Below are 21,745 nucleotides of genomic sequence, written 5' to 3' on the forward strand. Positions count from 1 at the left end.
CTGCCCTGTTCCGGCGGTGTGCTGGGGCTGTGCCGCACCTGTGAGTGCGCGGGCGCTTGTCCCCGTCCGTCCGGGTCAGGGCCGGATGTTCTCCAGGTCCTCGAGCAGGCTCGGGTGCTTCGGGCGCCAGCCGAGGACCTCGCGGGTGTGGGCGCTGGACGCGGGCTGGTCGGCGGCGAAGATCGGTCCGAACGGGCCGAACGTCTCCTCCGGCACCGACGCCACGGGCAGGCCGAGCCGCCGGCCGACGACCGCGGCGATGTCCCGTACCGCGTCGCCCTCGTCGGCCACGGCGTGCCAGGCCGTGCCCGCCGGTGCCGACTCGAGCACCAGACGGCAGAGCGCCGCCGCGTCCGCGGCGTGCACGGCGGGCCAGCGCTGGGTGCCGTCACCCGGGTAGCCGGCCACACCGGTGCGGCGGGCGGTCTCGGTCAGCATCCCGGCGAACCCGCCCTGCCCCTCGTTGTGGACCGTGCGCGGCATCCGGACGGCCATGGCGCGCAGCCCCCGCTCGGCCAGGCCGAGGAGTTCCGTGACCTTGCGGCCCCGTTCGCCCACGGGACCGTCGGTGGCCACCGGGTCGGCCTCGGTGGCGGCGCGTCCCGGGATCCACGGTGTGCCCGAGACGGTGACGAGCGGGCGGTCGCCGCCCATGAGTTCGTCCGCCAGCGTGGTCAGCGCGGCGCCCTCCTCGCGGATGGAGCGGGCGAGCGCCTCGGGGGTGCCGTAGTCGCGCCCGAAGGCCAGGTTGACGACGCCGTCGCTCTGCGCGGCGCCGGAGCGCAGGACGCCGAGGTCGGCGATCTCGCCGCGCAGCACCTCGGCGCCGGCGTCCCGGAGGGTCCGTTCGGAGGCGTCGGAGCGGGCCAGGGCGAGGACGGTGTGGCCGTGGGCGAGCAGTTCGGCGACGACGGCGGAACCGATGGTGCCGGTGCCGCCGGTGACGATGACGTGCATGAGGACTCCCGTGAAGTGCTGGGCCCGGTCATGGGACCCTGCGATCTGGTGATGGGACTCTTGTCCCGTCACTCGACCGTACACCCTGATGGGACTCTTGTCCCATCACCTATCCTGGTCGCATGGCTAGATGGCAACCGGGAGCGGCCCAGCGACTCGTCGTCGCGGCGGTCGACCTGTTCACCGAGCAGGGGTACGACGCCACGACCGTGGCGCAGATCGCCGAGCGCGCCGGCGTCACCAAGAGCACCTTCTTCCGGCACTTCTCCGACAAGCGCGAACTGCTCGTGGCCGGTCAGGAGACGCTCAGCCGGCTGCTCGCGGAGGGTGTCGCCGAGGCGCCCGCAGATGCCAGCCCGCTGGAGGCGGTGGCGGCCGGACTCGAGCGCGCGTCGGGCGCCATGGGCCCGGCCAACCGTGAGCTGGGCCCCCGGCTGAAGGCGGCCGTCGCGGCCAGCACCGAACTGCAGGAGCGGGACGCCCTCAAGAGCGTCGGCCTCGCGGCCGCGATGACGACCGCGCTCGTCGCACGCGGGGTGCCCGAGCCGACCGCGCACCTCGCGGCGGAGATGGGCGTCCTCGCCTTCAAGCAGGGGTACGCCCGCTGGTCCGAGGGCGGCAACCGGGACGACGAGGAACCGCTCGCGCCCTACGCGCTGGCGGCCTTGGAGGATCTGCGCGCGGCCACCGCATCCCTGGGCTGAACGAGGCCGACTCCGGTGGGCCGCGCGGGGAGCCGGACGGTGAAGATCGTGCGTCCGGGCACGCTGTCGACGGTCACGGCACCGCCGTGCGCGCTGACCACGGCCTGCACGATCGCGAGGCCCAGCCCGGTGGAGCCGGTGGTGCGGGAGCGCGCGGAGTCGCCGCGCGCGAACCGTTCGAAGACCCGGGGGAGCAGGTCCGCCGGGATCCCCGGCCCGTCGTCCACGACGTCCACGCACACCCACGCGTCCCGGCGCCGCACCCGGGCGGTGATCGTGGTGCCGGGCGGGGTGTGGGTGCGGGCGTTGGCCAGCAGGTTGACCAGGACCTGCTGCACACGGGCCGCGTCCGCCGGGACGACGGCGGGCTCGTCGGGCAGGTCGAGCCGCCAGGTGTGGTCCGTCCCGGCCACGCGGGCGTCGCTGACGGTGTCCACGACGAGCGGCAGCAGGTCCGTCCGCTCGAACTGGAGCGGCCGTCCGGCGTCCAGCCGTGCGAGCAGCAGCAGATCCTCCACGAGCAGGGTCATCCGCGCCGCCTCGGACTCGATACGGCTGAGCGCGTGCCGGGTGTCCGGGCCGATCTCCTCCCGGCCGCGCCGGGTGAGTTCGGCGTAGCCGCGGATGGAGGCGAGCGGGGTGCGCAGCTCGTGGCTGGCGTCCGCTACGAACTGCCGTACCCGTGTCTCGCTCTGCTGGCGGGAGTGCAGGGCGGCGTGGACGTGGTCCAGCATCCGGTTGAGGGCGGCGCCGACCCGGCCGACCTCGGTATGGGGGTCGGTCTCCGGCTCGGGGACGCGTTCGCTGAGGTTGACCTCTCCGGTGTGCAGGGGGAGTTCGGAGACCCGGGTGGCGGTGGCGGCGACCCGGCGCAGGGGGCGGGTGGCCACGCCGACGATGGCGGTGCCGGCGATCCCGGCGGCCACGAGGGCGGCGGCGGTGACGATGGCCTCGATGAGGACGAGGGTCCGTAGGGTGCCGGTGACCGTCGCGGTCGGCAGGGCCACGTAGTAGCCGCCGCCGTCGAGTGCGGGGACGTACAGGACCCGGTACTCGCCGAGCCCGGGGAGGGTCACGGTGTGGGTGCCTCCGTCGTGGGGGACCCCGGAGAGCACGCCCTTGACGGTAGCGCCCAGCTCGATGGCCCGGCCCTCGAAGCCCGTGGACTCGTCCGGCTGCCGCTCGGCCATCACGGCCCGGACGACCCCGGAGCCGGGGCCGGCCTCGGCGGCGACGGCGCCCGTCTGCACGGGCCCCTTGGTGACGAAGCCCTCGATCCGGTCCTCGTTCGCCGGGGCGTCCCCGCCGCCCGGTTTGAACGGCCCGGACAGCCGTTTGCCGGCGTCCTCGACCTGCCCGTTCAGCTGGTCGTCCAGATGCTCGCGCAGGGCGAGCGTGGTGACCGTGCCGATCACCGCGCAGACCACGGCGATCAGCGTCACACAGGCGACGACGAGCCGGGACCGCAGCGTGCGCGGCTGACCCGCCCGCCGCGTCCGCGACCGTCGCCGCCCGCTCACGACACGGCCGGCTTGATCAGATACCCGGCGCCGCGCCGCGTGTGGATCATCGGCTCCCGTCCGGCGTCGATCTTCCGGCGCAGATAGGAGATGTACAGCTCGACGACGTTGGCCTGGCCGCCGAAGTCGTACGACCACACGCGGTCGAGGATCTGCGCCTTGCTCAGCACGCGCCGCGGATTGCGCATCAGGAAGCGCAGCAGCTCGAACTCGGTCGCGGTCAGATGGATGCTGTGCCCTGCCCGCGTGACCTCGTGGCTGTCCTCGTCGAGGGTGAGGTCGCCGACGACCAGCACCGACTCGGCCCGCCGGTCGGCCGCCCCGGAGCGCCGGATGAGACCGCGCAGCCGGGCGACGACCTCCTCCAGGCTGAACGGCTTGGTGACGTAGTCGTCCCCGCCCGCGGTGAGCCCGGCGATCCGGTCCTCGACGGCGTCCTTGGCGGTCAGGAAGAGCACCGGCACGTCCGGCAGCTCCCGCCGCAGCCGGCCGAGGACGGTCAGCCCGTCCATGTCCGGCAGCATCATGTCGAGGATGACGGTGTCGGGCCGGAACTCGCGCGCGGCCTGCAGGGCCCCCGCGCCGTCCGCGGCGCCGCGGACCTGCCAGCCCTCGTAACGCAGTGCCATGGACAGCAGTTCGGTGATCGACTGCTCGTCGTCCACCACCAGCACGCGGACGGGGCTCCCGTCCGGCCTCAGCAGTTCGGTACGCCCCTGGGGCGAGGTCGTGGTCATGGGGCCCACCCTGTCGAGAGCCCCTGAGAAGACCCTTTCCCCAACCTGTGATTCACCTGAGAAACACACAGGGTGCTCTCAGGAGGCGGCTGGGAAGGGGCTGGGGGTTGGCCCTGCCAACTGGATCCTCTGGGGCTGGGCCTTGCGGCGGGGTCCCGGGACCCGCCTCTGCGCCCCCGCCTGCCGGCCTGGCGGCTGGATCCTCTGGGGCCGGGCCCTGCGGACCGGACCTTTGTGCACTCAAGGCCTCCAGCACCGAGCGCCCCGAACCCGAAGGCCCTCAGAACAACCCGTCCTGCACGCCCCCTTCCCGCCCCCTGAACTCCACCACCGGCACGGTCAGTTCACCGTCCGCCTCCACTGCCACCAGCTCCCACCCCGTCAGCAACCGTGTGTCGACGACCACCACCCCCCGTTCCGTCCGCAGATGCAGGTCCGGCCCCGCGGCCGCCACCAGCTCCCCGCTCACCGCTCCACCCGCCACGAGTTCACCGACCGCGCCGACCGCCGGCGGCAGCCCGGCCAGCCCGAACACCCCCGCGTGGTCGACCGGTCGGCACGGCTCCGGGGCCAGCGACTCCGGCCAGCCGGTGAGCGCCACCGCACGGGCGTGCAGCTCCGCCACCTCGGCCGCCCGCTCCGCCTCCGACATCGGCAACGACGAGCGCACGGCCCGCTTGTCGGCGTACGGAATGCGGTCCGGCACACCCAGGGCCGCCCGCAGCAGCTCCTCCGTGCGCCGCGCCGCCATCAACGGACCGGCACCCAGCCAGCTGAAGCAGACCGCCCCCTGCTCCAGCAGCCGCGCCGAGCCCCGCTCAACGGCGGTGATGCCGACCTTGGTCATCCCGGGCCCGAACCAGGCCAGATATACGTGGTACGGCCGCGGGTCGTCGGCGATGGTGTCCGCCGCCACCGAGTGCGCCCGATCCAGCCGCGCGCACTCCTCGCACCGCGCCCCCGTGCCCCGCCCCGGTACGGCCGCGCGCCGCGGACAGGGATGCCGTCTGGCTCCCACACATGTCCGCACTCCCCCTTCCGCGACCCCGAAGGCCACCCGTTTCCCCCGGGTCAGCGCCGACCGCCGACCCCCGTCCCAGACCAGCTCGGGCCCGTCCGCCGACCACCGCAGCCCCGAACATTGCCATGCCTGTCCCATCACCGTCGAGACTAGAGCCAGCCACTGACAACACGGCCAGCACCGCTCTCACCTGCGGTTTCTATGCCTCGCCCCCAGCGCTCACGGCGGCCGCCTCCCGGCCCGGCACCGCCCCGGCGGAGGCCCGCACCACCACGCCCGGCGCCTCCGCCGTACGCCGCCCCCGCCCGGCCAGCCGGCACCCCCAGCAGTCGGGATGCCCCTCCCGTGCGCTCAGATCGCGCACCCGCATCCCCCACTGATCCCTGGGCCGGATCCCCGACGGCTTGCCCCAGCCGGTCAGATGGAGGACCCAGGTGACGAGGACGCTCGCCACCGTCACGGCGAACCCGCCCACGAGCAGCGAGGCCGACGTGACGCAGATCCCCGCCCCCAGCGCCGAACAGCCGACGGTCGCGACCGCCGTCCCGATCCACCCGGCGAACGTATGGCCCTCGTCATACTGGCTCATGCCGCCTGCTCCTCCCGCTCCACTCCACACCACCCCCACTCCGACCGGGGGCAGCGGAACCCGGCACGTCGAGGGACCCCAGATCCCTTACGACGTGAGACTTTCAGGAACTAAATCTCTCACGAGCTAAGGTAAAACGGAAGATGTCAGCCACGCCACGCCCCACCGCCAGCCCCGCCCAGGCTCTGGAGGCGATGGACTCGCTCATCGCCGCCCATCTGCTCGGACAGCAGGAGATGGCCCAGCGGCTCGGGCTGAACATCACCGACCTGCTCTGCTTCGGCTTCGTGGTGAAGGCCGGCGACGACCTGCTCAGCGCGGGCGCGCTCGCGGAACAGGTCCACGTCACGACCGGTGCGATGACCGGCATCCTCAACCGCCTGGAGCGCGCCGGCTTCGTCACCCGCCGCCCGGACCCCGCCGACCGGCGCCGCGTCAGGGTGGCCGCCGTCCCCGCCGCGCTCACCCGCGTCGAGTCGCTCTACGGCCCCTATTACGTCCGCCTGATCGAGCTGTTCGCCTCCTACTCGGCGGCCGAGATCGCCGTCCTCACGGACTGGCTCACCCGCGCGACCGGTCTCGCGCAGACGTACATCGACGCACTCCGGGAGCAGGACGGCACCTGACCGGGGCGCGTCACGACGAACAGCGGCGGCGGGGCCGGCATCAGCATCAAGTGCTTCTACGGCGGAACGCCTGGCGCTGGAAGTACGCCTGAGGAAACCCAATCCCGGGCGCCTCAGACGGTCTTGACGACGGTGCCGGCGCGTTCGAGGGCGGCCACCTCGTCGGCGGCCGCCGTGTCGTCGGTGACGAGGGTGTGCAGGGCGCTCGCGGGGCCGACGTACGCGTAGGCGGTGCGGCCGAGCTTGCCGCCGTCGGTGGCGACGACGGCACGGCGGGCGGAGGCGATGCCCGCCTTCTTCACCGCGGCGTCGTCGAGGTCGTACGCGGTCAGACCGTCGGCCGCGCTCAGGCCGCAGCAGCCGATGACGGCGGTGTCGAAGCGCAGGGCGGCCAGGGAGGCGAGGGTGAGGGGGCCGGTCAGGGCTCCCTCGGCGGCGCGCGGCTGCCCGCCGGGCACCACAAGCGTGGCCGGGCCGGGCGCCTCACCGAACACCTGGATGGCCTGCAGGGACAACGGCATCACGGTGACGGGCCGCTCGCGCAGAAGCCGGGCGACCTCCAGACAGGTGGTGCCGCTGTCCAGCAGGACGCTCTCGCCGTCGGCGACGAGGGCGGACACCTCGGCGGCGATCCGCCGCTTGACCTCGACCGCCTCATGGGCGCGCAGGGCGAACGGCGGCTCCTCGCCCCGGAGCAGCAGGGAGCGGGCCCCTCCGCGCACGCGCTCCAGGACGCCTTGCGCGGCCAGGGTGTCGAGGTCGCGCCGGATGGTCATCTCCGAGGCGCCGGTCAGCTCGGCGAGCTCCTGCACCGTGGCGCCACCGGAGTCCCTGACGGCCTTCGCGATCAGCCCGTGCCGGTCTGCGTTGCTCATACCGGGGATTGAACACCACCCAGAAATGCACACGCAAGGCGTTCATTGCCAGCTCTTTCGAACATCCCAACTGTTCGTTACCGTTCTCGCCATGGAACGCTCGCTCCTCGGCGCCCGTGTGGCGACCTATGTCTACTTCGTCCTCTGCGGCACGCTGATGGGCGCCTGGGTGGTGCACATCCCGGCCGTCGAGGAGCGGGTCGGCGTCAGCCACGCGACCCTGGGCGGCCTGCTCGTCCTGCTCGGGCTCGGCGCCTTCGCGGGCATGCAGATGGCCGGCCCCCTGACCGACCGCCTCGGCGCACGTGTCGTGGTCCCCGCCACCGGCGTCCTGTGCGGCGCGTCCCTGGTGCTGCCCGCCCTCGCCCACGACCCGTGGACGCTCGCGGGCGCCCTGCTGGTCTTCGGCTTCTGCAACGGCGGCCTGGACGTCAGCATGAACGCCCACGCCGTCCACGTGGAGAAGGCGTACGGCCGTCCCGTGATGTCGGGCTTCCACGCCACGTTCTCCGTGGGCGGGGTGCTGGCGGCTCTTGTCGCGGCCGGGGCGACAGGCGCCGGTATCAGCCCGGTCGTGACCCTCACCGGCGTCGGAGCGGTGAGCGTCGTGATCGCCCTGGCCTCGGCACGCGCCCTGATGCCGGCCCCACCCTCCGCCGAAGCCACCGTCACCGAGGAGGCGTCACCGGCCTCCGGACGCCGCGGCACCGCCGGACGCGTCTGGCTCCTCGCCGTACTCGCCCTGATGGTCATGCTCTGCGAGGGCGCCGCCAACGACTGGAGCGCCCTGCACCTGAAGGACGTCCTCGGCGCGTCCATCGGCACGGCCGCCTTCGCCTACGGCACCTTCGCGGCGGCGATGACCACCGGCCGTCTGCTGGCCGACCGGCTCGCCGCCCGCTTCGGGTCGATGGCGATCCTGCGCCACGGCGCGGCCATGGCCGCCGTCGGCATCACGCTCGTGGCCTTCGGCCCGTGGCTGTGGACGGCGTTCACGGGCTGGGCCCTCTTCGGCCTGGGCCTGTCCGGCTGTGTCCCGCAGTTGTTCAGCGCGGCCGGGCACGCGGACCCGGCGGCGGCCGGCGCGAACGTCTCCCGGGTCGCCGGGCTCGGCTACGTCGGCATGCTCGCCGGCCCGGCGGTCATCGGCTGGCTGACCCATGTGGTCGCCCTCAACCACGCCTTCGTCCTGCTCACCCTGCTGTGCGTGACGACGGCCGTGGGCGCCGGGGTGCTGCGTCCGGAGTCACGGGTGGAAGCGCCAACGTCCCTCGGAGACGACGTCGACCTCGCCGCCGCGGACGCGGACGGCCGTGTCGTCGTCGATGAAGTAGAGGGGGAAGTCGGCCCGCTCGACGATGCGGTCCGCCCAGGCGTCGTCCCGTTCGGGGAAGTCCGGTGAGTACAGGTGGGGCTTGAGGTACCAGTCGAAGAGCCCGAACGGCGGCTCGAGCGTCGTCGCGCCGAGCACATGCAGGTCGGCGGTGTCCCCGATGACGTCGGCGGAGTGCTCGTCGAGATGCCGGCTGAAGATCATCGACCCGGCGCTGAGCCCGACGTAGACCCGGCTCTCCAGCGCCTTCAGGATGCCGTCCGCCAGGCCGTTGCCGGTGATGCTGCGCGCGAGGTGGTAGTGGTTGCCGCCGCCGACGTAGACGACGTCGGCGTGCAGCAGCCGGTCGAGCACCCGCTGCGGCGGCAGACCGTTCAGCTCCAGGACGTCGAACTCCCGCCAGCGGAGCCCGTGCACACGGTTCAGATCCGCGAGGAACCACCCGTGGTCCCCGGGCTCGGCGAGGGACGCCGTGGGGATGTACACGACGTTCGCCGCCCCGAACGGGCGCCCCAGCATGTCCCGCAGGGCATCCCGCAATGTGTCGTTCCGCAGCCCACCGGCCGTCAACAGACAATCCATCACCCGACCCAAGCACGCCCCCCACACCTCGTGCAACGCACCCCCGCGCTCCTCTAGCCGCCGCCGCTGCCCGCGCAGACCAGGTGGAGCCGGCAGGTCATGGGTCATGACGTGGCTCCCCCGCCCGATGTGTACGCACCGCAACGCAAGAGGCCCCGGATCTCTCCGGGGCCTCTTACCTGTGTGCACTCGGCAGGATTCGAACCTGCAACCTTCTGATCCGTAGTCAGATGCTCTATCCGTTAAGCTACGAGTGCTTGTTCTGTTTTTTCGCCGCTCCCGGCCCTTCCGGCCCGCTCGCGGCGACAGGAAGAACATTACATGACTGCCGCCGCCATGTGAAATCCGTTTGCCGCACCCCTTGTGAGCTGGGAAAACGCGCTCAGACGGGGCTGAGGCGGGTCCCGTCGGCGTGATCGGTTCCGGAACGCGGACAGGGAGCCTGGCTGAGATCAGCCGGGCTCCCTGTCGAAGGGCGGAGGCGGAGGGATTTGAACCCTCGATGGGCTTTAAGGCCCAAACCGCATTAGCAGTGCGGCGCCATAGACCGGACTAGGCGACGCCTCCAGCACAACCGCTCGCGCGAGCGCGATCGGTGCGTGCAGATGATGACACAGTCGAGCGTGCTGTCACCAATCGACCTCCACGGTACTAGGCACAGAGCCCGCAGGGCAAAGCTCTTCCCCGGCGTGCTGCGCCGCGCAACGTACGGCGGGGCGCGGCGTTAGTCAGGGCATGTCGCAGGTCAAGCGTTCCGTCTCCGCCCGGCTGCTCCTCGCGGCCGGCTCGCTCCTCGCCGTCGGCTCCGGGACCGTCGTACCCGCCGCGGCACACCCCCAGGGCTCCGGGGATCACCTCGTCGTCACGGTGCGCGGCACCGGTTCCGGGGACGGCACCCGCGAGCTGACCTGCCACCCGGCCGGCGGTGATCACCCCGACGCCGCCCGCGCCTGTGCCGCGCTCGACCGGGGGACGCGGTGGGGACGGGACCTCTTCGCCCCCGACGCGCCCGGCGGCCTGTGCACCATGCAGTACGGCGGGCCCGCCACCGCGCATGTCACCGGGACCTGGGCGGGGCGTCCCGTCGATGCCCGCTTCGACCGGGGCGACGGATGCGCGATCGCCCGGTGGAACCGGTTCGTGCCGCTGCTGCCCGATGTGCGGGCGCAGGGCCTGGGCGTGTAGCGCGGCCCGGGGCACGGCTTCCGCATACCGGACGCACCGGGTCCGTAAAGGTCCCGCGAAGGTGTCGCGAAGCCCCGTGGGAGTCCGGCGGCAGCCCGGTGGGACAAGGGTGCGCAGGCCGGAGAGACATCGGCGTGGGCGGTCATACGTTCTGGGTCACCGCCAGGTGCGACCTCGCTCTCATCCGGCGTCGCGAGCGCAACCCCAGCCCTTAGACTCCCTCGCGTGACACGCCGCGGGCCGATTGGCAAGATGGCCGGAGCGGTCGGCTAGGTGCGGTAACAGGGAGGAAGCGTCTCGTGAGCAGCAGGCCATCCCGAGGCGCTGCTCGCCTCGCAGCCATACTCGACGCGCTTCCCGATGCGTTGGTGCTGGTCAACGCCAATGGGACCGTCGTCAACGCGAACACCATCGCCCTGGAGGCCTTCGAGGCGCCGGGCACCGCGCTGGTGGGGCGCGGGCTGCTCGATCTGCTGCCCGAGTTCGACTCCAAGCTCATCCCGGGCTCGATGCGCCGCCCCGACCACATGGACCCGCAGGGCCGGACCAAGCCGACCCGCATGATGGCCCGCCGGACCGACGGCACCGAGTTCCCGGTCGAGGTCACGTCCGCGAATCTGGAGAACGGCCAGCAGGCCTACGACGGCTACGGCTACAGCGGCGACGAGCTGCTGATGCTCGTCGTCCGGGACCTGACCGGCACCGTCGACACCGAGGCCGAGCTGGCGCGTTCGCAGCGCCAGACCGAGATGATCCTGCGCGCCGCCTCCGAGGGCGTCGTCGGCACCGACACCGACGGGCGGATCGTCCTCGTCAACCCGGCCGCCGCCCAGATCCTCGGGTACCGGGCCAGCGACCTCGGCGGCCGCGAGCTGCACACGCTGGTCGCGCACTCCCGTCCCGACGGCTCCCCGTTCCCGTACCAGGAGTCCCCGCTCGCCGACACGCTGCGCTCCGGGCGCAAGCACCGGGTGCGCGGGCAGGTGCTGTGGTCCAAGAGCGGCGACAAGGTGTCCGTCGACCTGACGACGGCTCCCGTACGCGACGGCGACCAGCTCGTCGGCGCCGTGATGACCTTCACCGACCGGCGGCCGTACGACGCCCTCGCGGAGGAGAGCGAGGCGGCGCGCAAGCAGCACGAGGAGGAGCTGGAGCGCCTCGCCGAGGAGCACGCCTCCGAGCTGACCGCGCTGCGGCAGAAGCACGTCGCCGAGCTCGAGGAGCTGGAGGAGCGGCACGCCGAGGAACTCGCCGCCGGTGAGGAGCGCTACGCCGCCCTCGGGGAGCGCGAGAAGGACCGGCACGAGGCGCTGACCGTGCGGCACGAGCAGCTGCTGACGCTGCTCGGCGGTTCCCTGCGCGGCCCGCTGGACGAGCTGCGGCGCGAGCTGGCGGCCCTGGCGGCCGACGACGCGGGGCAGTTGTGGCCCGAGGCCAACCAGGTGCTGCACCACCTGTCCGCTGGTTATTCGCGGATCACGACACTGATCGACAACGTCCTGCGCTACCAGCGGCTCGACGCCGGGGCCGAGCAGATCCAGCGGACGAAGGTGATGCTCGACGCCGTCGTCGCGGCGGGTGTCGACGGCGCCGTCGAACTGATCGGGCCGGGCCGGGTGCAGTTCGCCGTGCACGCGCCGCCCATCGAGGCCGAGGTCGACCCGCAGCGCCTGGCGACCGCGCTGGCGCATCTCGTCGCGGACGTCGCCGGGGTCGACGCGACCGGCAACTCGCCGGTGTCGGCGGGCGGTTACCTGGACAACACCGTGGTCGTCGCGGCGGCGCAGCGCGGCGAGGTCGTCCGTATCGAGGTGCGCGGGCCGTACACCGGGGGAGACCCGGTGCACGAGCCGATCGTGCGCGGGATCGTCCGCGCGCACGGCGGTGTGCTGCAGACGCACGAGGTGCCGGGGATGAGCGGCAGCGCGTTCGTCCTCGAGGTGCCGATCGGGGGTGGCGCGGGAGCCGTTCCGGCCGTTCCTGCCGCTCCCGCCGCTTCCGACGAGGAGCCGGGCGGTTCCGACGACGCCGGGCAGCCCGGTGGCGGTGGGCGGCGCCGGGCCCGGCGGTCCTCCGTCGACGCCTTCCTGGAGAGCGACTCCCCCGCCGACGCCGAGGCCGCCGCCGGGGTGGAGAACGCCGCGCCGACCGGCCGTCGGCGCCGGCGCGCTGCCGCGCCCGCGCTTCCCCAGGCCGCCGCTGCCCCCGAGAACGCCCCCGAGGCCTCCGGTGGCACCGGACGGCGCCGAGGACGCCCGGCCGAGCCCGGTGCGGACGGTGTCTCCGAGGGTGCCGTCGTCATGGCCGGCGAGCATGGCGCGGGCACCGCGGCCGTCGGGAACAACCTGGGCGGGACCGTGCCGCCGCAGGGCGTGCCCGCGTCCGGCGGACGCCGTGCCCGGCGCGACGGCGGGGAGCAGCAGGCGCTCGCGCCCGCCCCGGCACCCGCGCTGCCCGCGGCCGGCGCCGCCGCCCCGGAGCCCGCCGAGGACGCCCCGCAGCCGACCGGCCGGCGTCGGCGTGCGCTGGCCGCCGCCGCCGAACGGGCCGCCGCCGCGCAGGCCCAGGAGGCGGGCTCCCGCCAGGTGTTCGCGCTGCCACCGGCCGACGCCGACCGCGCGCCCGGCACGGTCGTGGAACCGGCCGCCGCCGCGCCGCAGGCCGCCGTACCGCCGCAGGCCGCCGACGAGGGACGGCACGACGCCGTCGCGCACGACCCGGCCGAGGACCACACCCCGCCGCAGCCGCACCCGACGACCGCGCCGACCGGCCGGCGCCGGCGTGCCGTGGCCCGCCCGGCGGAGGAGGCCGCCCCGACCGCGCCGACCGCGCCTGCGGCCCCGGCCCCGGCTCAGGCTCAGGCTCAGGCTCAGGCTCAGGCTCAGGCCCAGGCTCAGGCTCAGGCCCAGGCTCAGCAGACGGTGCCGCAGCCCGTTCCGGCCGCCGCCCCGGCTCCCGTGGCCGCCCCCGTCCCGGCACAGCAGCCCGTGGCTCCGGCCGCCGCCGTTCCGGGTGGGCCGCTGCCCGCCGAGGCACCGGCGCCGCACGGCCAGGGCACCCCGGCGCAGGGCACGCCCGCACAGGGCGCCCCGGCCCCGGCTTCCGTCCCCCAGCAGTGGCCCGCCGCCGACAGCACCGCCGGGGGTGGCGCCGTACCGCCGCAGGCCGCCCAGCCGCAGGTGCCGCAGGGCACGCCCGCGCCCGGGACCCCGCTGCCGCCCGAGGCGGCGGCCGGACGGCCGCAGCGGGCCGCGCAGCCGTTGCCCGCCGAGGCGCCCGGCGCGCCCGTCGACCCCAACTCCACCCAGGGGCGCGCGATCAGCGTGCGCACGCTGGGGCAGGGCGTGCCGTTCACCCGGCAGGCGGCCCAGGTGCAGCAGCCCTCGCCGCCGACGCCCCCGCCGCACCAGACGAACGGTGGCCGGCGTCGCAAGCTGGGCACGCCGCCCGACCCCGCCGCCCGTGCCGGTGCGGGTGCGGCGGCCGAGCAGCCCGCGCGTCCGCATCCGCAGGCCGAGCAGACGGCGCCCGCCGCGCCCCAGCCGCAGCCGTCCCCGCCGTCGGGGGCCGGGCAGACACGGCTCGCGCCGGTGACCGAGGCGGCCGGGCGGTCGTACGCCATAGGCGCCCCGGACGAGAACGCCGCCGAGGGACCCGAGCCGCTGGACGGGCCGGGCGGGGCCGTCGAGGTCGCCGATCCGCCGCGTCCGCAGCCGATGGACGACGAGCTGCCCCCGGAGCCGCTGGACAACCCGCGGCGGCTGCTGGTGTGGCCCGCGCCGGACGTGACGACCCAGCAGGCGCTGAGCGACCGCGGCTACCGGCCCGTCATCGTCAACTCCCGCGAGGAGGTCGACGCGCAGATCGCCGCCTTCCCTGCCGCGCTGTTCGTGGACCCGCTGACCGGGCCGATCACCCGGACCGCGCTCCAGTCGCTGCGGCAGGCCGCGGTGGCCGCCGAGGTGCCGGTGATGGTGACCGCGGGACTCGGGCAGGCCTCGCGGGAGGCCGCGTACGGCGCCGACCCGGCCGTCCTGCTCAAGGCGCTGGCGCCCCGGGACAGTGAGCAGCATCCGCCGCGGGTGCTGCTGATCGAGGAGCACGCGGAGATCGCGCTGGCGCTGACGGCGACGCTGGAGCGGCGGGGCATGCAGGTGGCCCGTGCGGCGAGCGACGCCGACGCGGTGGCGCTGGCCGGGGACTTCCGGCCGAACCTGGTCGTGATGGACCTGCTGCAGGTGCACCGGCGCCGGGCCGGCATCGTGGACTGGCTGCGCGCGAACGGGCAGCTCAACCGCACGCCGCTGGTCGTCTACACGGCCGCCGTCGACCAGGCCGACCTGCCGGGCCTGGCATCCGGCGAGACGGTCCTGTTCCTGGCGGAACGCTCGACAAGCCCCGAGGTCCAGACCCGCATCGTGGACCTCCTGTCACGGATCGGCACAAACTGACCCCGCGCCCCTCAGGGGCGCGGGGAACTGCGCGACCAGCCACAACCGGCCCGCACCCGACCACCGACAGCACCCCCCCAAAGGGGCGCGGGGAACTGCGCGACCGGCCACCCACAACCCGCGGCCGACCGACGACAGTTCCCCTACAAGACAACGCCCCCGTCAGAGCTGGGTGACGTCCAACCCACCCTCCGCGTACTGCCTGCGCAGCACCTTCTTGTCGAACTTGCCCACACTCGTCTTCGGCACCGCCTCGATCACCGTCCACCGCTCCGGCAGCTGCCACTTGGCGATCCGCCCCTCCTCCGCGAGGAAGGCGCGCAACGTCCGGAAGTCGGCGGTGGCCCCCTCCCGCAGGACGACCGTGGCCAGCGGGCGCTCGCCCCACTTGTCGTCCGGGACGGCGACCACGGCGGCCTCGGCGACGTCCGGGTGGGACATCAGCGCGTTCTCCAGGTCGACCGAGGAGATCCACTCGCCGCCGGACTTGATGACGTCCTTGGCGCGGTCGGTGAGGGTGAGGAAGCCGTCGGGGGAGATGACGCCGACGTCGCCGGTCTTCAGCCAGCCGTCCTCGCTGAACTTGTCGGCGGGGCGCAGCGGCTCGGCGTCCGGGCCGTTGTAGTAGGCGCCCGCGATCCAGGGCCCGCGGACCTCCAGCTCGCCGGCCGACTCGCCGTCCCACGGGAGGCGCTCGCCGCCGGGGCCGGTGAGCCGGGCCTCGACGCCCGCCGGGAAGCGGCCCTGCGTGAGCCGGTACGCGAACTCCTCGTCGGTGCCGACGGCGTGGGCCGGGGGACGGGCGACCGTGCCGAGCGGCGAGGTCTCCGTCATGCCCCAGGCGTGGCAGACCCGCATGCCCAGCTTGTCGAACGCCTCCATCAGCGAGGGCGGACAGGCCGAGCCGCCGATGGTGACCTGGGTGAGGGAGGAGACGTCGCGCGGGTGGGCGGTCAGTTCGGCGAGCAGGCCCTGCCAGATGGTCGGGACGGCCGCCGCGTGGGTCGGCTTCTCGCTCTCGATCATCGCGGCGAGCGGGGCGGGCTGCAGGAAGCGGTCCGGCATCAGCATGTTGACGCCGGTCATGAAGGTGGCGTGCGGCAGGCCCCAGGCGTTGACGTGGAACTGCGGGACGACGACCAGCGAGGTGTCCTGGTCGGTCAGGCCCATCGACTGGGTCATGTTGACCTGCATGGAGTGCAGGTAGATCGAGCGGTGCGAGTAGACGACGCCCTTGGGGTCGCCCGTGGTGCCGGAGGTGTAGCACATGGCGGCGGCCTGGTTCTCGTCCACCGCGGGCCAGTCGTACGCCGTGGGCTTGCCGGCGATCAGTTCGTCGTACTCGTGGACCTGGACGCCGGCGTCCGCGAGGGCCGAGCGGTCGCCGGGGCCCGACACCACGACGTGCTCGACCGTCTTGAGGTGCGGGAGCAGCGGGGCGAGCAGGGGCAGGAGCGAACCGTTGGCGATGACCACCCGGTCGGCCGCGTGGTTGACGATCCAGGCCAGCTGCTCGGCCGGCAGGCGAAGGTTCAGGGTGTGCAGGACCGCGCCCATGGAGGGGATCGCGAAGTACGCCTCGACGTGCTCGGCGTTGTTCCACATGAGGGTCGCGACCCGTTCGTCGGCGCGTACGCCGAGGTCGTCGCGCAGGGCGTGCGCCAGCTGCCCGGCGCGGGCTCCGATCTCGGCGAAGGACCGGCGGTGCGGTTCCGCCTCGCCGGTCCAGGTGATGACCTGCGATGTGCCGTGGATCGTCGACCCGTGGGCCAAAATCCTCGAGATCAGCAGCGGTACGTCCTGCATGGTGCTCAGCACGGCGTCCTCCCGGGGGCGACATTGCCTACGCGGCGGTAAGGGATGCGGAGATTCTGCGCGCATACCGCGTGGTATGTCACTAGGGCCGGGTGATCGATCATGTCACGTTGCGTTCACGGGGCTCTGCGGCTACGGGTGAGGGGAGGATTCCCACCGGTTCCGGGCCCCAATGACGGTCACCGGACCGGCGCCAGCTCCGGGTCCTCGCGCAGCTTGCCGAGCGCCCGCGACACCGCCGACTTCACCGTGCCGACCGAGACCCCGAGCACCTCGGCCGTCTGGACCTCGCTGAGATCCTCGTAGTACCTCAGGACGACCATCGCCCGCTGCCGTGCCGGGAGCCGCATGATCGCGCGCCACATGGCGTCGCGCAGCGCCTGCCGCTCCGCCGGGTCGTCGTCGTGGCCCGGCAGGGGCTCCGGCTCGGGCAGCTCCTCGCAGGCGAACTCGTCGACCTTGCGCTTGCGCCACTGCGAGGTGCGGGTGTTCAGCAGGGCCCGCCGCACATAGCCGTCGAGCGCCCGGTGGTCCTCGATCCGCTCCCAGGCCACGTACGTCTTGGCCAGCGCGGTCTGCAGCAGGTCCTCGGCGTCGCTCGGGTTCGCGGTGAGCGAGCGGGCGGTACGCAGCAGCACCGGCTGGCGGGCCCGTACGTACGACGAGAAGGAGGGGTACGCCGCGTTCGGCAGGGACCGCGTCGCGGCGTCGGAGGCGCTGGTGCAGACGGGTGGGGTCATGGCTCCACGCTATGAGCGGACCCCGCTCCGGCGGATCGGCCGCAGGTGCCGAAGCGCCGTCCGCCTCAGGTTGTAGGGGTGGGGCCTGCTCCACCTCCTGAAGGTGGACGGCCACCCCGCCTCCCACTGCGGGATGTCCCCGATCCGCCCCGCCCCGTCCCCGATTCACGGCCCGCCGTCACCCGTCGGAGGCGAGGACCGGTCCCGGTCCACGGACCCGCCGTCACCCGTCGGAGGCGAGGGCCGGTCCCGATCCACACCCCGCCGTCACCCGTCGCCGGTGAGGACCAGTCCCGAGGTCGGCACCCCCGTGCCCGCCGTCACGAGCACCCTCGACGCCCCCGGCACCTGGTTCACTGCCGTGCCCCGCACCTGCCGGACGCCCTCCGCGATGCCGTTCATCCCGTGCAGATACGCCTCGCCGAGCTGGCCCCCGTGGGTGTTGAGGGGCAGGCGCTCCTCGGCCACGAAGTCCGCGGCCTCGCCCCGGCCGCAGAAGCCGAACTCCTCCAGCTGCATCAGCACGAAGGGCGTGAAGTGGTCGTACAGGATGCCCACGTCGATGTCCCCGGGGCCGAGCCCGGCCGTCCGCCAGAGCCGGCGCGCCACCACGCCCGTCTCGGGCAGGCCGGTGAGGTCGTCCCGGTAGAAGCTCGTCATCTGCTCCTGCCCCCGCCCGGCCCCCTGGGCGGCCGCCGCGACGACGGCCGGCGGGTGCGGCAGGTCCCGGGCGCGTTCCACGGACGTGACGACCAGGGCCTGGCCGCCGTCCGTCTCCTGGCAGCAGTCCAGCAGGCGCAGCGGTTCCACGATCCAGCGCGAGGCCGCGTGGTCGGCGAGGGTGATGGGCCTGCCGTAGAAGTGGGCGGCCGGGTTGGTCGCCGCGTACCGGCGGTCCACGACCGCCACATGCCCGAACGCCTCCGGCGTCAGCCCGTACCGGTGCAGATAGCGCTGGGCGGCCATCGCCACCCAGGACGCCGGGGTGAGCAGCCCGAAGGGCAGCGCCCAGCCGAGGGCCGCGCCCTCCGCCGACGGCTCGCGGTGCTGGACGCCCGCGCCGAAGCGCCGGCCCGACCGCTCGTTGAACGCCCGGTAGCAGACGACCACCTCGGCGACGCCCGCCGCGACCGCGAGCGCGGCCTGCAGGACGGTCGCGCAGGCCGCGCCGCCGCCGTAGTGGACGCGCGAGAAGAAGGACAGGTCGCCCATCCCGCAGGCCTGGGCCACCGTGATCTCCGGGCTGGTGTCCATCGTGAACGTCACCAGCCCGTCGACGTCCCCCGGCGTCAGACCGGCGTCGTCGAGCGCGGCCCGTACGGCCTCCACGGCGAGCCGCAGCTCGCTGCGCCCCGAGTCCTTGGAGAACTCGGTGGCCCCGATCCCGGCGACGGCCGCCCGTCCGGACAGCGGGTCCCGGCCGCGCGCGCTCATGACGGGTCCTTGCCGGGGACGGTGACCGTCACCGTGCCGGTCACATGGCGGCCGGCCCGGTTCGCGCCGACCACGCGGACGGTCGCCGTGCCGCCGTCGTCGACGGCCTCGACCGTGCCCGTCAGCACCATCGTGTCGCCGGGGTGGTTGGGCGCGCCCAGCCGGATGGCGACGCTGCGCAGGGTCGCGGTGGGGCCGAAGTGGTCGGTGACATAGCGGCCGACGAGGCCGTTGGTCGTCAGGATGTTCATGAAGATGTCGGGCGAGCCCCGGCGGCGGGCCAGCTCGGGGTCGTGGTGGACGTCCTGGTAGTCGCGGGAGGCGAGGGCACCGGCGACGATCAGGGTGCGGGTGACGGGGATCTCGAGCGGGGGCAGCGCGTTGTCGGCAACGTAAGGGTGCTCCGGGGGCTCCGGGGCGCTTCCCTGGGCGCGCCACACCGGCAGCACCAGCTCGTCGTCGTAGTGCCGGAACTCGAGCCGTACCGGCTGCCCGATCCGCACCTTGTCGTACGGCACGCCCACCACGTTGCCGATCATCCGGACCCCCTCGGCCAGTTCGACGAGTGCGACGGCGTAGGGCGGGTCGAAGGCAGGGAAGGGCGGGTGGTGCATGACGACGTACGAGTACACCGTGCCCTCGCCGGACGCCTCGGCGGTGTCCCAGTCGGCCCCGCCGCAGGCGTTGCAGCCGGGCAGCCAGGGGTGGCGCGGCGTGCCGCAGCCCGTGCAGCGCTGGATGAGCAGGGTGTGCCGCCGTACGCCCTCCCAGAACCCGGCGTTGTCGCGGTTGACGACGGGCCGGGGGCGCGTGCCCCGTGCCGTACCGGCCCCGGACCGGGCGGGCGCGTACTTGAGGATGCGGAAGCGGTGGGTGCCGGCGAGGGCGCCGCCGGCGCGGACGTCCGTGCGGGTCGTCACGAAGTGCCCGGTGCCGAGCCGGGTCGTCTTGCGCTCCGACACCGACTCGATGACCGAGTCGTAGGTGATCTCGTCGCCGGGGCGCAGGGGGCGCGCGTACTCCTGCTCGCAGTCGGTGGCGACGACCGAGGTGCAGCCGGCCTCGTCGAGCAGCGCGAGCAGTTCGTCGTAGGCGTGCGTGCGGCCGCCGTGGCCGGAGAGGCCGCCCATGGTCCACACCTGGAGCATGGTGGGCGGGGCGATGGCGTGGGGGCCGGTGTACGCCGGGTTGGTGTCCCCCAGGGCCTCGCACCAGTGCCGGATCATCGGGGCGTTCACGGGGTCCTTGCCGGCGCGTGCCATGGCGGCAGGCCGTCCCTCGTACGCCTTCAGCCGCGCTGCCAAGTCGCCGCCCACCGCCGCCTCCTGGTCCTTCTCGCGAGGCTCCCGAAGGTTTCTGACTGTCCGTCAGATATGGGGCGCTGTCAAGGGCGCCCGATGGGCCGAAGGCGGCCGGACAGGTGGACGGGCGGGCGGCGGACAGGTGGACGGGCGGGTGGCGGACAGGTGGCCGGACACGCCTGCGCGGCGGTACCGGAGCACCGCCGCGCAGCCATGTGAAACCCCACCAGCACACCCACGGACAGAGAGGGCCGATGCCTGAGCACCGGGGCACCGGCCCTCTCAGCTCACCACCAGAGCGGGGTGAAGGTGACGGCCGTGTTGCCGTCGCCCTGATTGAGCGCGGTGGCCGCGGAGCCGTTGACCTGGGCGGTGTTGCTCTCGTTCTCGGCCCCGGCACCGGTCGCCTGCTGCTGGGTGGTCGACGAGGTCCCGAAGTTGTCGCCGCCGACCCCGCTGCCGAGGAGGCCCTGGACGGCGGTCGAGACGGCCGCACTGGATCCGTCGTCCGCGAATGCGCCGTTGTCCGCGCTGGCCACCCCGGCGAACAGGGCTGCGGCGAGCGGAAGTGCGGAGACGGCGGCGACGACGCGGGCGGTACGGATGCTTGCCATGTTGTTCCTCCAGAACAGGTGCGCCCGAGCTCCCCGCCGGACGCGTTGGTGGTGCGTGAAGTACTGCTTTTCTCCGGGCAGTTGGCCGACCGCCCCGGAGTCCTGCACGACGTCGCGAGATCAGAGTTGCCCACCGGAACCCCGGCGAACCACCCCGGACGGCCCTATTCGCCCTCAAGCGTGATGACAAGTCGATAAACCCCTTTCACCACACTTAGCGCCCAGTCGGGACTCCAGAGGACAGACCGCCCCCAAGCCCCGCAAGGGACGAAAGGTTCCATCAGCCACCCCGACCCCACCCGCCCCGTCGGCGTGTCACCCACCGAACACCCCACTCCCCCTTCCCTTTTTCGAACACGCGTACGAACATAGAGGCATGGCCACCACCGACCGGCAGGCCACGACGCTGGCCCTCGCACACGCCCTGTCAGCCGCCGAACGCGGACTGGCCGTCATCCCCCTGTCCCGGACGAAGCTCCCGGCCCTGCGTTCCCCGCACCGCGACGACCCCGCGCCCACCCCCTGCCACGGCGAATGCGGCCGCCCCGGCCACGGGGTCTACGACGCCACCACCGACCCCGCCCGCATCCGCGAACTGTTCGCCGCCGCCCCGTGGGCCACCGGCTACGGCATCGCCTGCGGACTGCCGCCGCACCATCTGATCGGCGTCGACCTGGACACCAAGTCCGACGCGGACTCCTCGGCCGCCCTGCGCGAACTGGCGCTGCGGCACCTGTTCACCATCCCGCCGACCGTCGTCGTCCTCACCCCGAGCGGCGGCCGGCATCTGTGGCTGACCGGGCCGCCGGACGTCGTCGTCCCCAACTCGGCGGGCCGGCTCGCGCCCGGCATCGACATCCGCGGTGCCGGCGGCTACCTGGTCGGCCCCGGCTCCCGCACCGAGCACGGCGTCTACCGCACCGCCCCCGGCACCTCCCACATCGGCCCGGCGCCCTGCCCGCGCGCGCTGCTGCGCCTGCTGCTACCCGCGCCGCGCCCGCACCACCCCACGCCCCCGTCGGCCGGCGGGCACGGGCAGGGGCTCGTGCAGTTCGTCATGGCGGCCCACGAGGGCCAGCGCAACACCCGCCTGTTCTGGGCGGCCTGCCGGGCGTACGAGGACGGCATCGGGCCCGGCCTGGTCGAACCCCTCGTCGAGGCGGCCCTCGACACCGGGCTGACCGAACGGGAGGCCCGCGCCACGATCGCCTCGGCGGCGCGCCTGACCGGCCACCACCCGTGACCCCGGCGGCGAAAACGG

General features: G+C 73.7%; 17 protein-coding genes, 2 tRNA genes and 1 pseudogene. 6 read left to right on the forward strand and 14 right to left on the reverse strand.

Annotation, left to right across the window (positions count from 1 at the left end):
• Positions 1-75 precede the first annotated feature (75 nt).
• Positions 76-957: an SDR family oxidoreductase gene (locus KBY32_RS15025; RefSeq protein ID WP_210980408.1), complete on the reverse strand. Its 882-nt coding sequence runs from the start codon at positions 955-957 to the stop codon at positions 76-78.
• 122 nt (positions 958-1,079) lie between these two features.
• Between KBY32_RS15025 and KBY32_RS15030 the strand changes: the two genes are divergently transcribed.
• The gene (locus KBY32_RS15030; RefSeq protein ID WP_210980409.1) at positions 1,080-1,661 is read left to right on the forward strand and encodes a TetR/AcrR family transcriptional regulator; all 582 of its coding nucleotides are present in this window, start codon (positions 1,080-1,082) and stop codon (positions 1,659-1,661) included.
• On the opposite strand, the gene KBY32_RS15035 is transcribed toward KBY32_RS15030, so the two are convergent.
• The 4 genes from KBY32_RS15035 to KBY32_RS15050 all read right to left on the reverse strand — a co-directional run bounded on the left by KBY32_RS15035 (position 1,607) and on the right by KBY32_RS15050 (position 5,528).
• Positions 1,607-3,181: a cell wall metabolism sensor histidine kinase WalK gene (locus tag KBY32_RS15035; RefSeq protein WP_210980410.1), complete on the reverse strand. Its 1,575-nt coding sequence runs from the start codon at positions 3,179-3,181 to the stop codon at positions 1,607-1,609. The genes KBY32_RS15030 and KBY32_RS15035 overlap by 55 nt on opposite strands.
• Positions 3,178-3,918: a response regulator transcription factor gene (locus KBY32_RS15040; protein ID WP_210980411.1), complete on the reverse strand. Its 741-nt coding sequence runs from the start codon at positions 3,916-3,918 to the stop codon at positions 3,178-3,180. Before KBY32_RS15040 ends, KBY32_RS15035 begins: the two co-directional genes overlap by 4 nt.
• Positions 3,919-4,198: 280 nt before the next feature.
• Positions 4,199-5,077: a DUF2797 domain-containing protein gene (locus tag KBY32_RS15045; protein ID WP_210980412.1), complete on the reverse strand. Its 879-nt coding sequence runs from the start codon at positions 5,075-5,077 to the stop codon at positions 4,199-4,201.
• A gap of 61 nt (positions 5,078-5,138) precedes the next feature.
• Positions 5,139-5,528 carry an HGxxPAAW family protein gene (locus KBY32_RS15050; RefSeq protein WP_210980413.1) on the reverse strand — a complete coding sequence of 130 codons (390 nt, stop codon included), beginning with the start codon at positions 5,526-5,528 and terminating at the stop codon, positions 5,139-5,141.
• A 143-nt stretch (positions 5,529-5,671) separates the two neighbouring features.
• On the opposite strand from KBY32_RS15050, the gene KBY32_RS15055 reads away from it, so the two are divergent.
• Positions 5,672-6,154: a MarR family winged helix-turn-helix transcriptional regulator gene (locus KBY32_RS15055; protein WP_210980414.1), complete on the forward strand. Its 483-nt coding sequence runs from the start codon at positions 5,672-5,674 to the stop codon at positions 6,152-6,154.
• A gap of 113 nt (positions 6,155-6,267) precedes the next feature.
• Here the strand turns inward: KBY32_RS15055 and KBY32_RS15060 are convergent, their stop codons facing one another.
• The gene (locus KBY32_RS15060) at positions 6,268-7,029 is read right to left on the reverse strand and encodes a DeoR/GlpR family DNA-binding transcription regulator (protein WP_210980415.1); all 762 of its coding nucleotides are present in this window, start codon (positions 7,027-7,029) and stop codon (positions 6,268-6,270) included.
• A gap of 91 nt (positions 7,030-7,120) precedes the next feature.
• Here KBY32_RS15060 and KBY32_RS15065 point away from each other — a divergent pair, with 91 nt between their 5' ends.
• A complete protein-coding gene (locus tag KBY32_RS15065; protein ID WP_247689492.1) occupies positions 7,121-8,431 on the forward strand; it encodes an MFS transporter in 1,311 nt (436 codons plus the stop codon).
• Here the strand turns inward: KBY32_RS15065 and KBY32_RS15070 are convergent.
• The 3 genes and pseudogenes from KBY32_RS15070 to KBY32_RS15080 form a co-directional block, all read right to left on the reverse strand.
• Positions 8,369-9,052 (reverse strand): annotated as a pseudogene (locus tag KBY32_RS15070) (Type 1 glutamine amidotransferase-like domain-containing protein); the annotation flags it as partial. The gene KBY32_RS15065 and the pseudogene KBY32_RS15070 sit on opposite strands and share 63 nt — an antisense overlap.
• Before the next feature lie 76 nt (positions 9,053-9,128).
• A tRNA-Arg gene (locus KBY32_RS15075) sits at positions 9,129-9,201 on the reverse strand.
• A gap of 219 nt (positions 9,202-9,420) precedes the next feature.
• A tRNA-Ser gene (locus tag KBY32_RS15080) sits at positions 9,421-9,511 on the reverse strand.
• A gap of 168 nt (positions 9,512-9,679) precedes the next feature.
• Between KBY32_RS15080 and KBY32_RS15085 the strand changes: the two genes are divergently transcribed.
• Entirely contained in the window at positions 9,680-10,129 is a 450-nt protein-coding gene (locus tag KBY32_RS15085) for an SSI family serine proteinase inhibitor (protein WP_115504354.1), read from the forward strand.
• A gap of 299 nt (positions 10,130-10,428) precedes the next feature.
• Positions 10,429-14,580, forward strand: a complete 4,152-nt coding sequence (locus KBY32_RS15090; RefSeq protein WP_210980417.1) for a PAS domain-containing protein — start codon at positions 10,429-10,431, stop codon at positions 14,578-14,580.
• 162 nt (positions 14,581-14,742) lie between these two features.
• Here the strand turns inward: KBY32_RS15090 and KBY32_RS15095 are convergent, their stop codons facing one another.
• The 5 genes from KBY32_RS15095 to KBY32_RS15115 all read right to left on the reverse strand — a co-directional run bounded on the left by KBY32_RS15095 (position 14,743) and on the right by KBY32_RS15115 (position 20,484).
• Positions 14,743-16,386 (reverse strand): long-chain fatty acid--CoA ligase, encoded by a 1,644-nt coding sequence (locus tag KBY32_RS15095; protein ID WP_210980570.1) that lies wholly within the window; start codon positions 16,384-16,386, stop codon positions 14,743-14,745.
• A gap of 188 nt (positions 16,387-16,574) precedes the next feature.
• Positions 16,575-17,135: a SigE family RNA polymerase sigma factor gene (locus KBY32_RS15100; protein WP_115504356.1), complete on the reverse strand. Its 561-nt coding sequence runs from the start codon at positions 17,133-17,135 to the stop codon at positions 16,575-16,577.
• 267 nt (positions 17,136-17,402) lie between these two features.
• Complete coding sequence (locus tag KBY32_RS15105; protein ID WP_210980418.1) at positions 17,403-18,569, reverse strand: lipid-transfer protein; 1,167 nt, start codon at positions 18,567-18,569, stop codon at positions 17,403-17,405.
• Positions 18,566-19,831 (reverse strand): OB-fold domain-containing protein, encoded by a 1,266-nt coding sequence (locus tag KBY32_RS15110; protein ID WP_210980571.1) that lies wholly within the window; start codon positions 19,829-19,831, stop codon positions 18,566-18,568. Before KBY32_RS15110 ends, KBY32_RS15105 begins: the two co-directional genes overlap by 4 nt.
• Before the next feature lie 326 nt (positions 19,832-20,157).
• Complete coding sequence (locus KBY32_RS15115) at positions 20,158-20,484, reverse strand: hypothetical protein (RefSeq protein WP_055620976.1); 327 nt, start codon at positions 20,482-20,484, stop codon at positions 20,158-20,160.
• Positions 20,485-20,860: 376 nt separating this feature from the next.
• On the opposite strand from KBY32_RS15115, the gene KBY32_RS15120 reads away from it, so the two are divergent.
• Entirely contained in the window at positions 20,861-21,727 is an 867-nt protein-coding gene (locus tag KBY32_RS15120; RefSeq protein WP_115504358.1) for a bifunctional DNA primase/polymerase, read from the forward strand.
• Positions 21,728-21,745 lie beyond the last annotated feature (18 nt).

It is taken from the genome of Streptomyces sp. RK62 (genome assembly GCF_018070255.1).
In the GTDB taxonomy this organism is placed as follows: Bacteria; Actinomycetota; Actinomycetes; order Streptomycetales; family Streptomycetaceae; genus Streptomyces; species Streptomyces nigra.

Coding starts and splice junctions, on each gene's coding strand:
- KBY32_RS15025 (WP_210980408.1), bottom strand. CDS start 957: ATGCACGTCATCGTCACCGGCGGCACCGGCACCATCGGTTCCGCCGTC.
- KBY32_RS15030 (WP_210980409.1), top strand. CDS start 1,080: ATGGCTAGATGGCAACCGGGAGCGGCCCAGCGACTCGTCGTCGCGGCG.
- KBY32_RS15040 (WP_210980411.1), bottom strand. CDS start 3,918: ATGACCACGACCTCGCCCCAGGGGCGTACCGAACTGCTGAGGCCGGAC.
- KBY32_RS15045 (WP_210980412.1), bottom strand. CDS start 5,077: ATGGGACAGGCATGGCAATGTTCGGGGCTGCGGTGGTCGGCGGACGGG.
- KBY32_RS15050 (WP_210980413.1), bottom strand. CDS start 5,528: ATGAGCCAGTATGACGAGGGCCATACGTTCGCCGGGTGGATCGGGACG.
- KBY32_RS15055 (WP_210980414.1), top strand. CDS start 5,672: ATGTCAGCCACGCCACGCCCCACCGCCAGCCCCGCCCAGGCTCTGGAG.
- KBY32_RS15060 (WP_210980415.1), bottom strand. CDS start 7,029: ATGAGCAACGCAGACCGGCACGGGCTGATCGCGAAGGCCGTCAGGGAC.
- KBY32_RS15065 (WP_247689492.1), top strand. CDS start 7,121: ATGGAACGCTCGCTCCTCGGCGCCCGTGTGGCGACCTATGTCTACTTC.
- KBY32_RS15085 (WP_115504354.1), top strand. CDS start 9,680: ATGTCGCAGGTCAAGCGTTCCGTCTCCGCCCGGCTGCTCCTCGCGGCC.
- KBY32_RS15095 (WP_210980570.1), bottom strand. CDS start 16,386: ATGCAGGACGTACCGCTGCTGATCTCGAGGATTTTGGCCCACGGGTCG.
- KBY32_RS15100 (WP_115504356.1), bottom strand. CDS start 17,135: ATGACCCCACCCGTCTGCACCAGCGCCTCCGACGCCGCGACGCGGTCC.
- KBY32_RS15105 (WP_210980418.1), bottom strand. CDS start 18,569: ATGAGCGCGCGCGGCCGGGACCCGCTGTCCGGACGGGCGGCCGTCGCC.
- KBY32_RS15110 (WP_210980571.1), bottom strand. CDS start 19,831: ATGGCACGCGCCGGCAAGGACCCCGTGAACGCCCCGATGATCCGGCAC.
- KBY32_RS15115 (WP_055620976.1), bottom strand. CDS start 20,484: ATGGCAAGCATCCGTACCGCCCGCGTCGTCGCCGCCGTCTCCGCACTT.
- KBY32_RS15120 (WP_115504358.1), top strand. CDS start 20,861: ATGGCCACCACCGACCGGCAGGCCACGACGCTGGCCCTCGCACACGCC.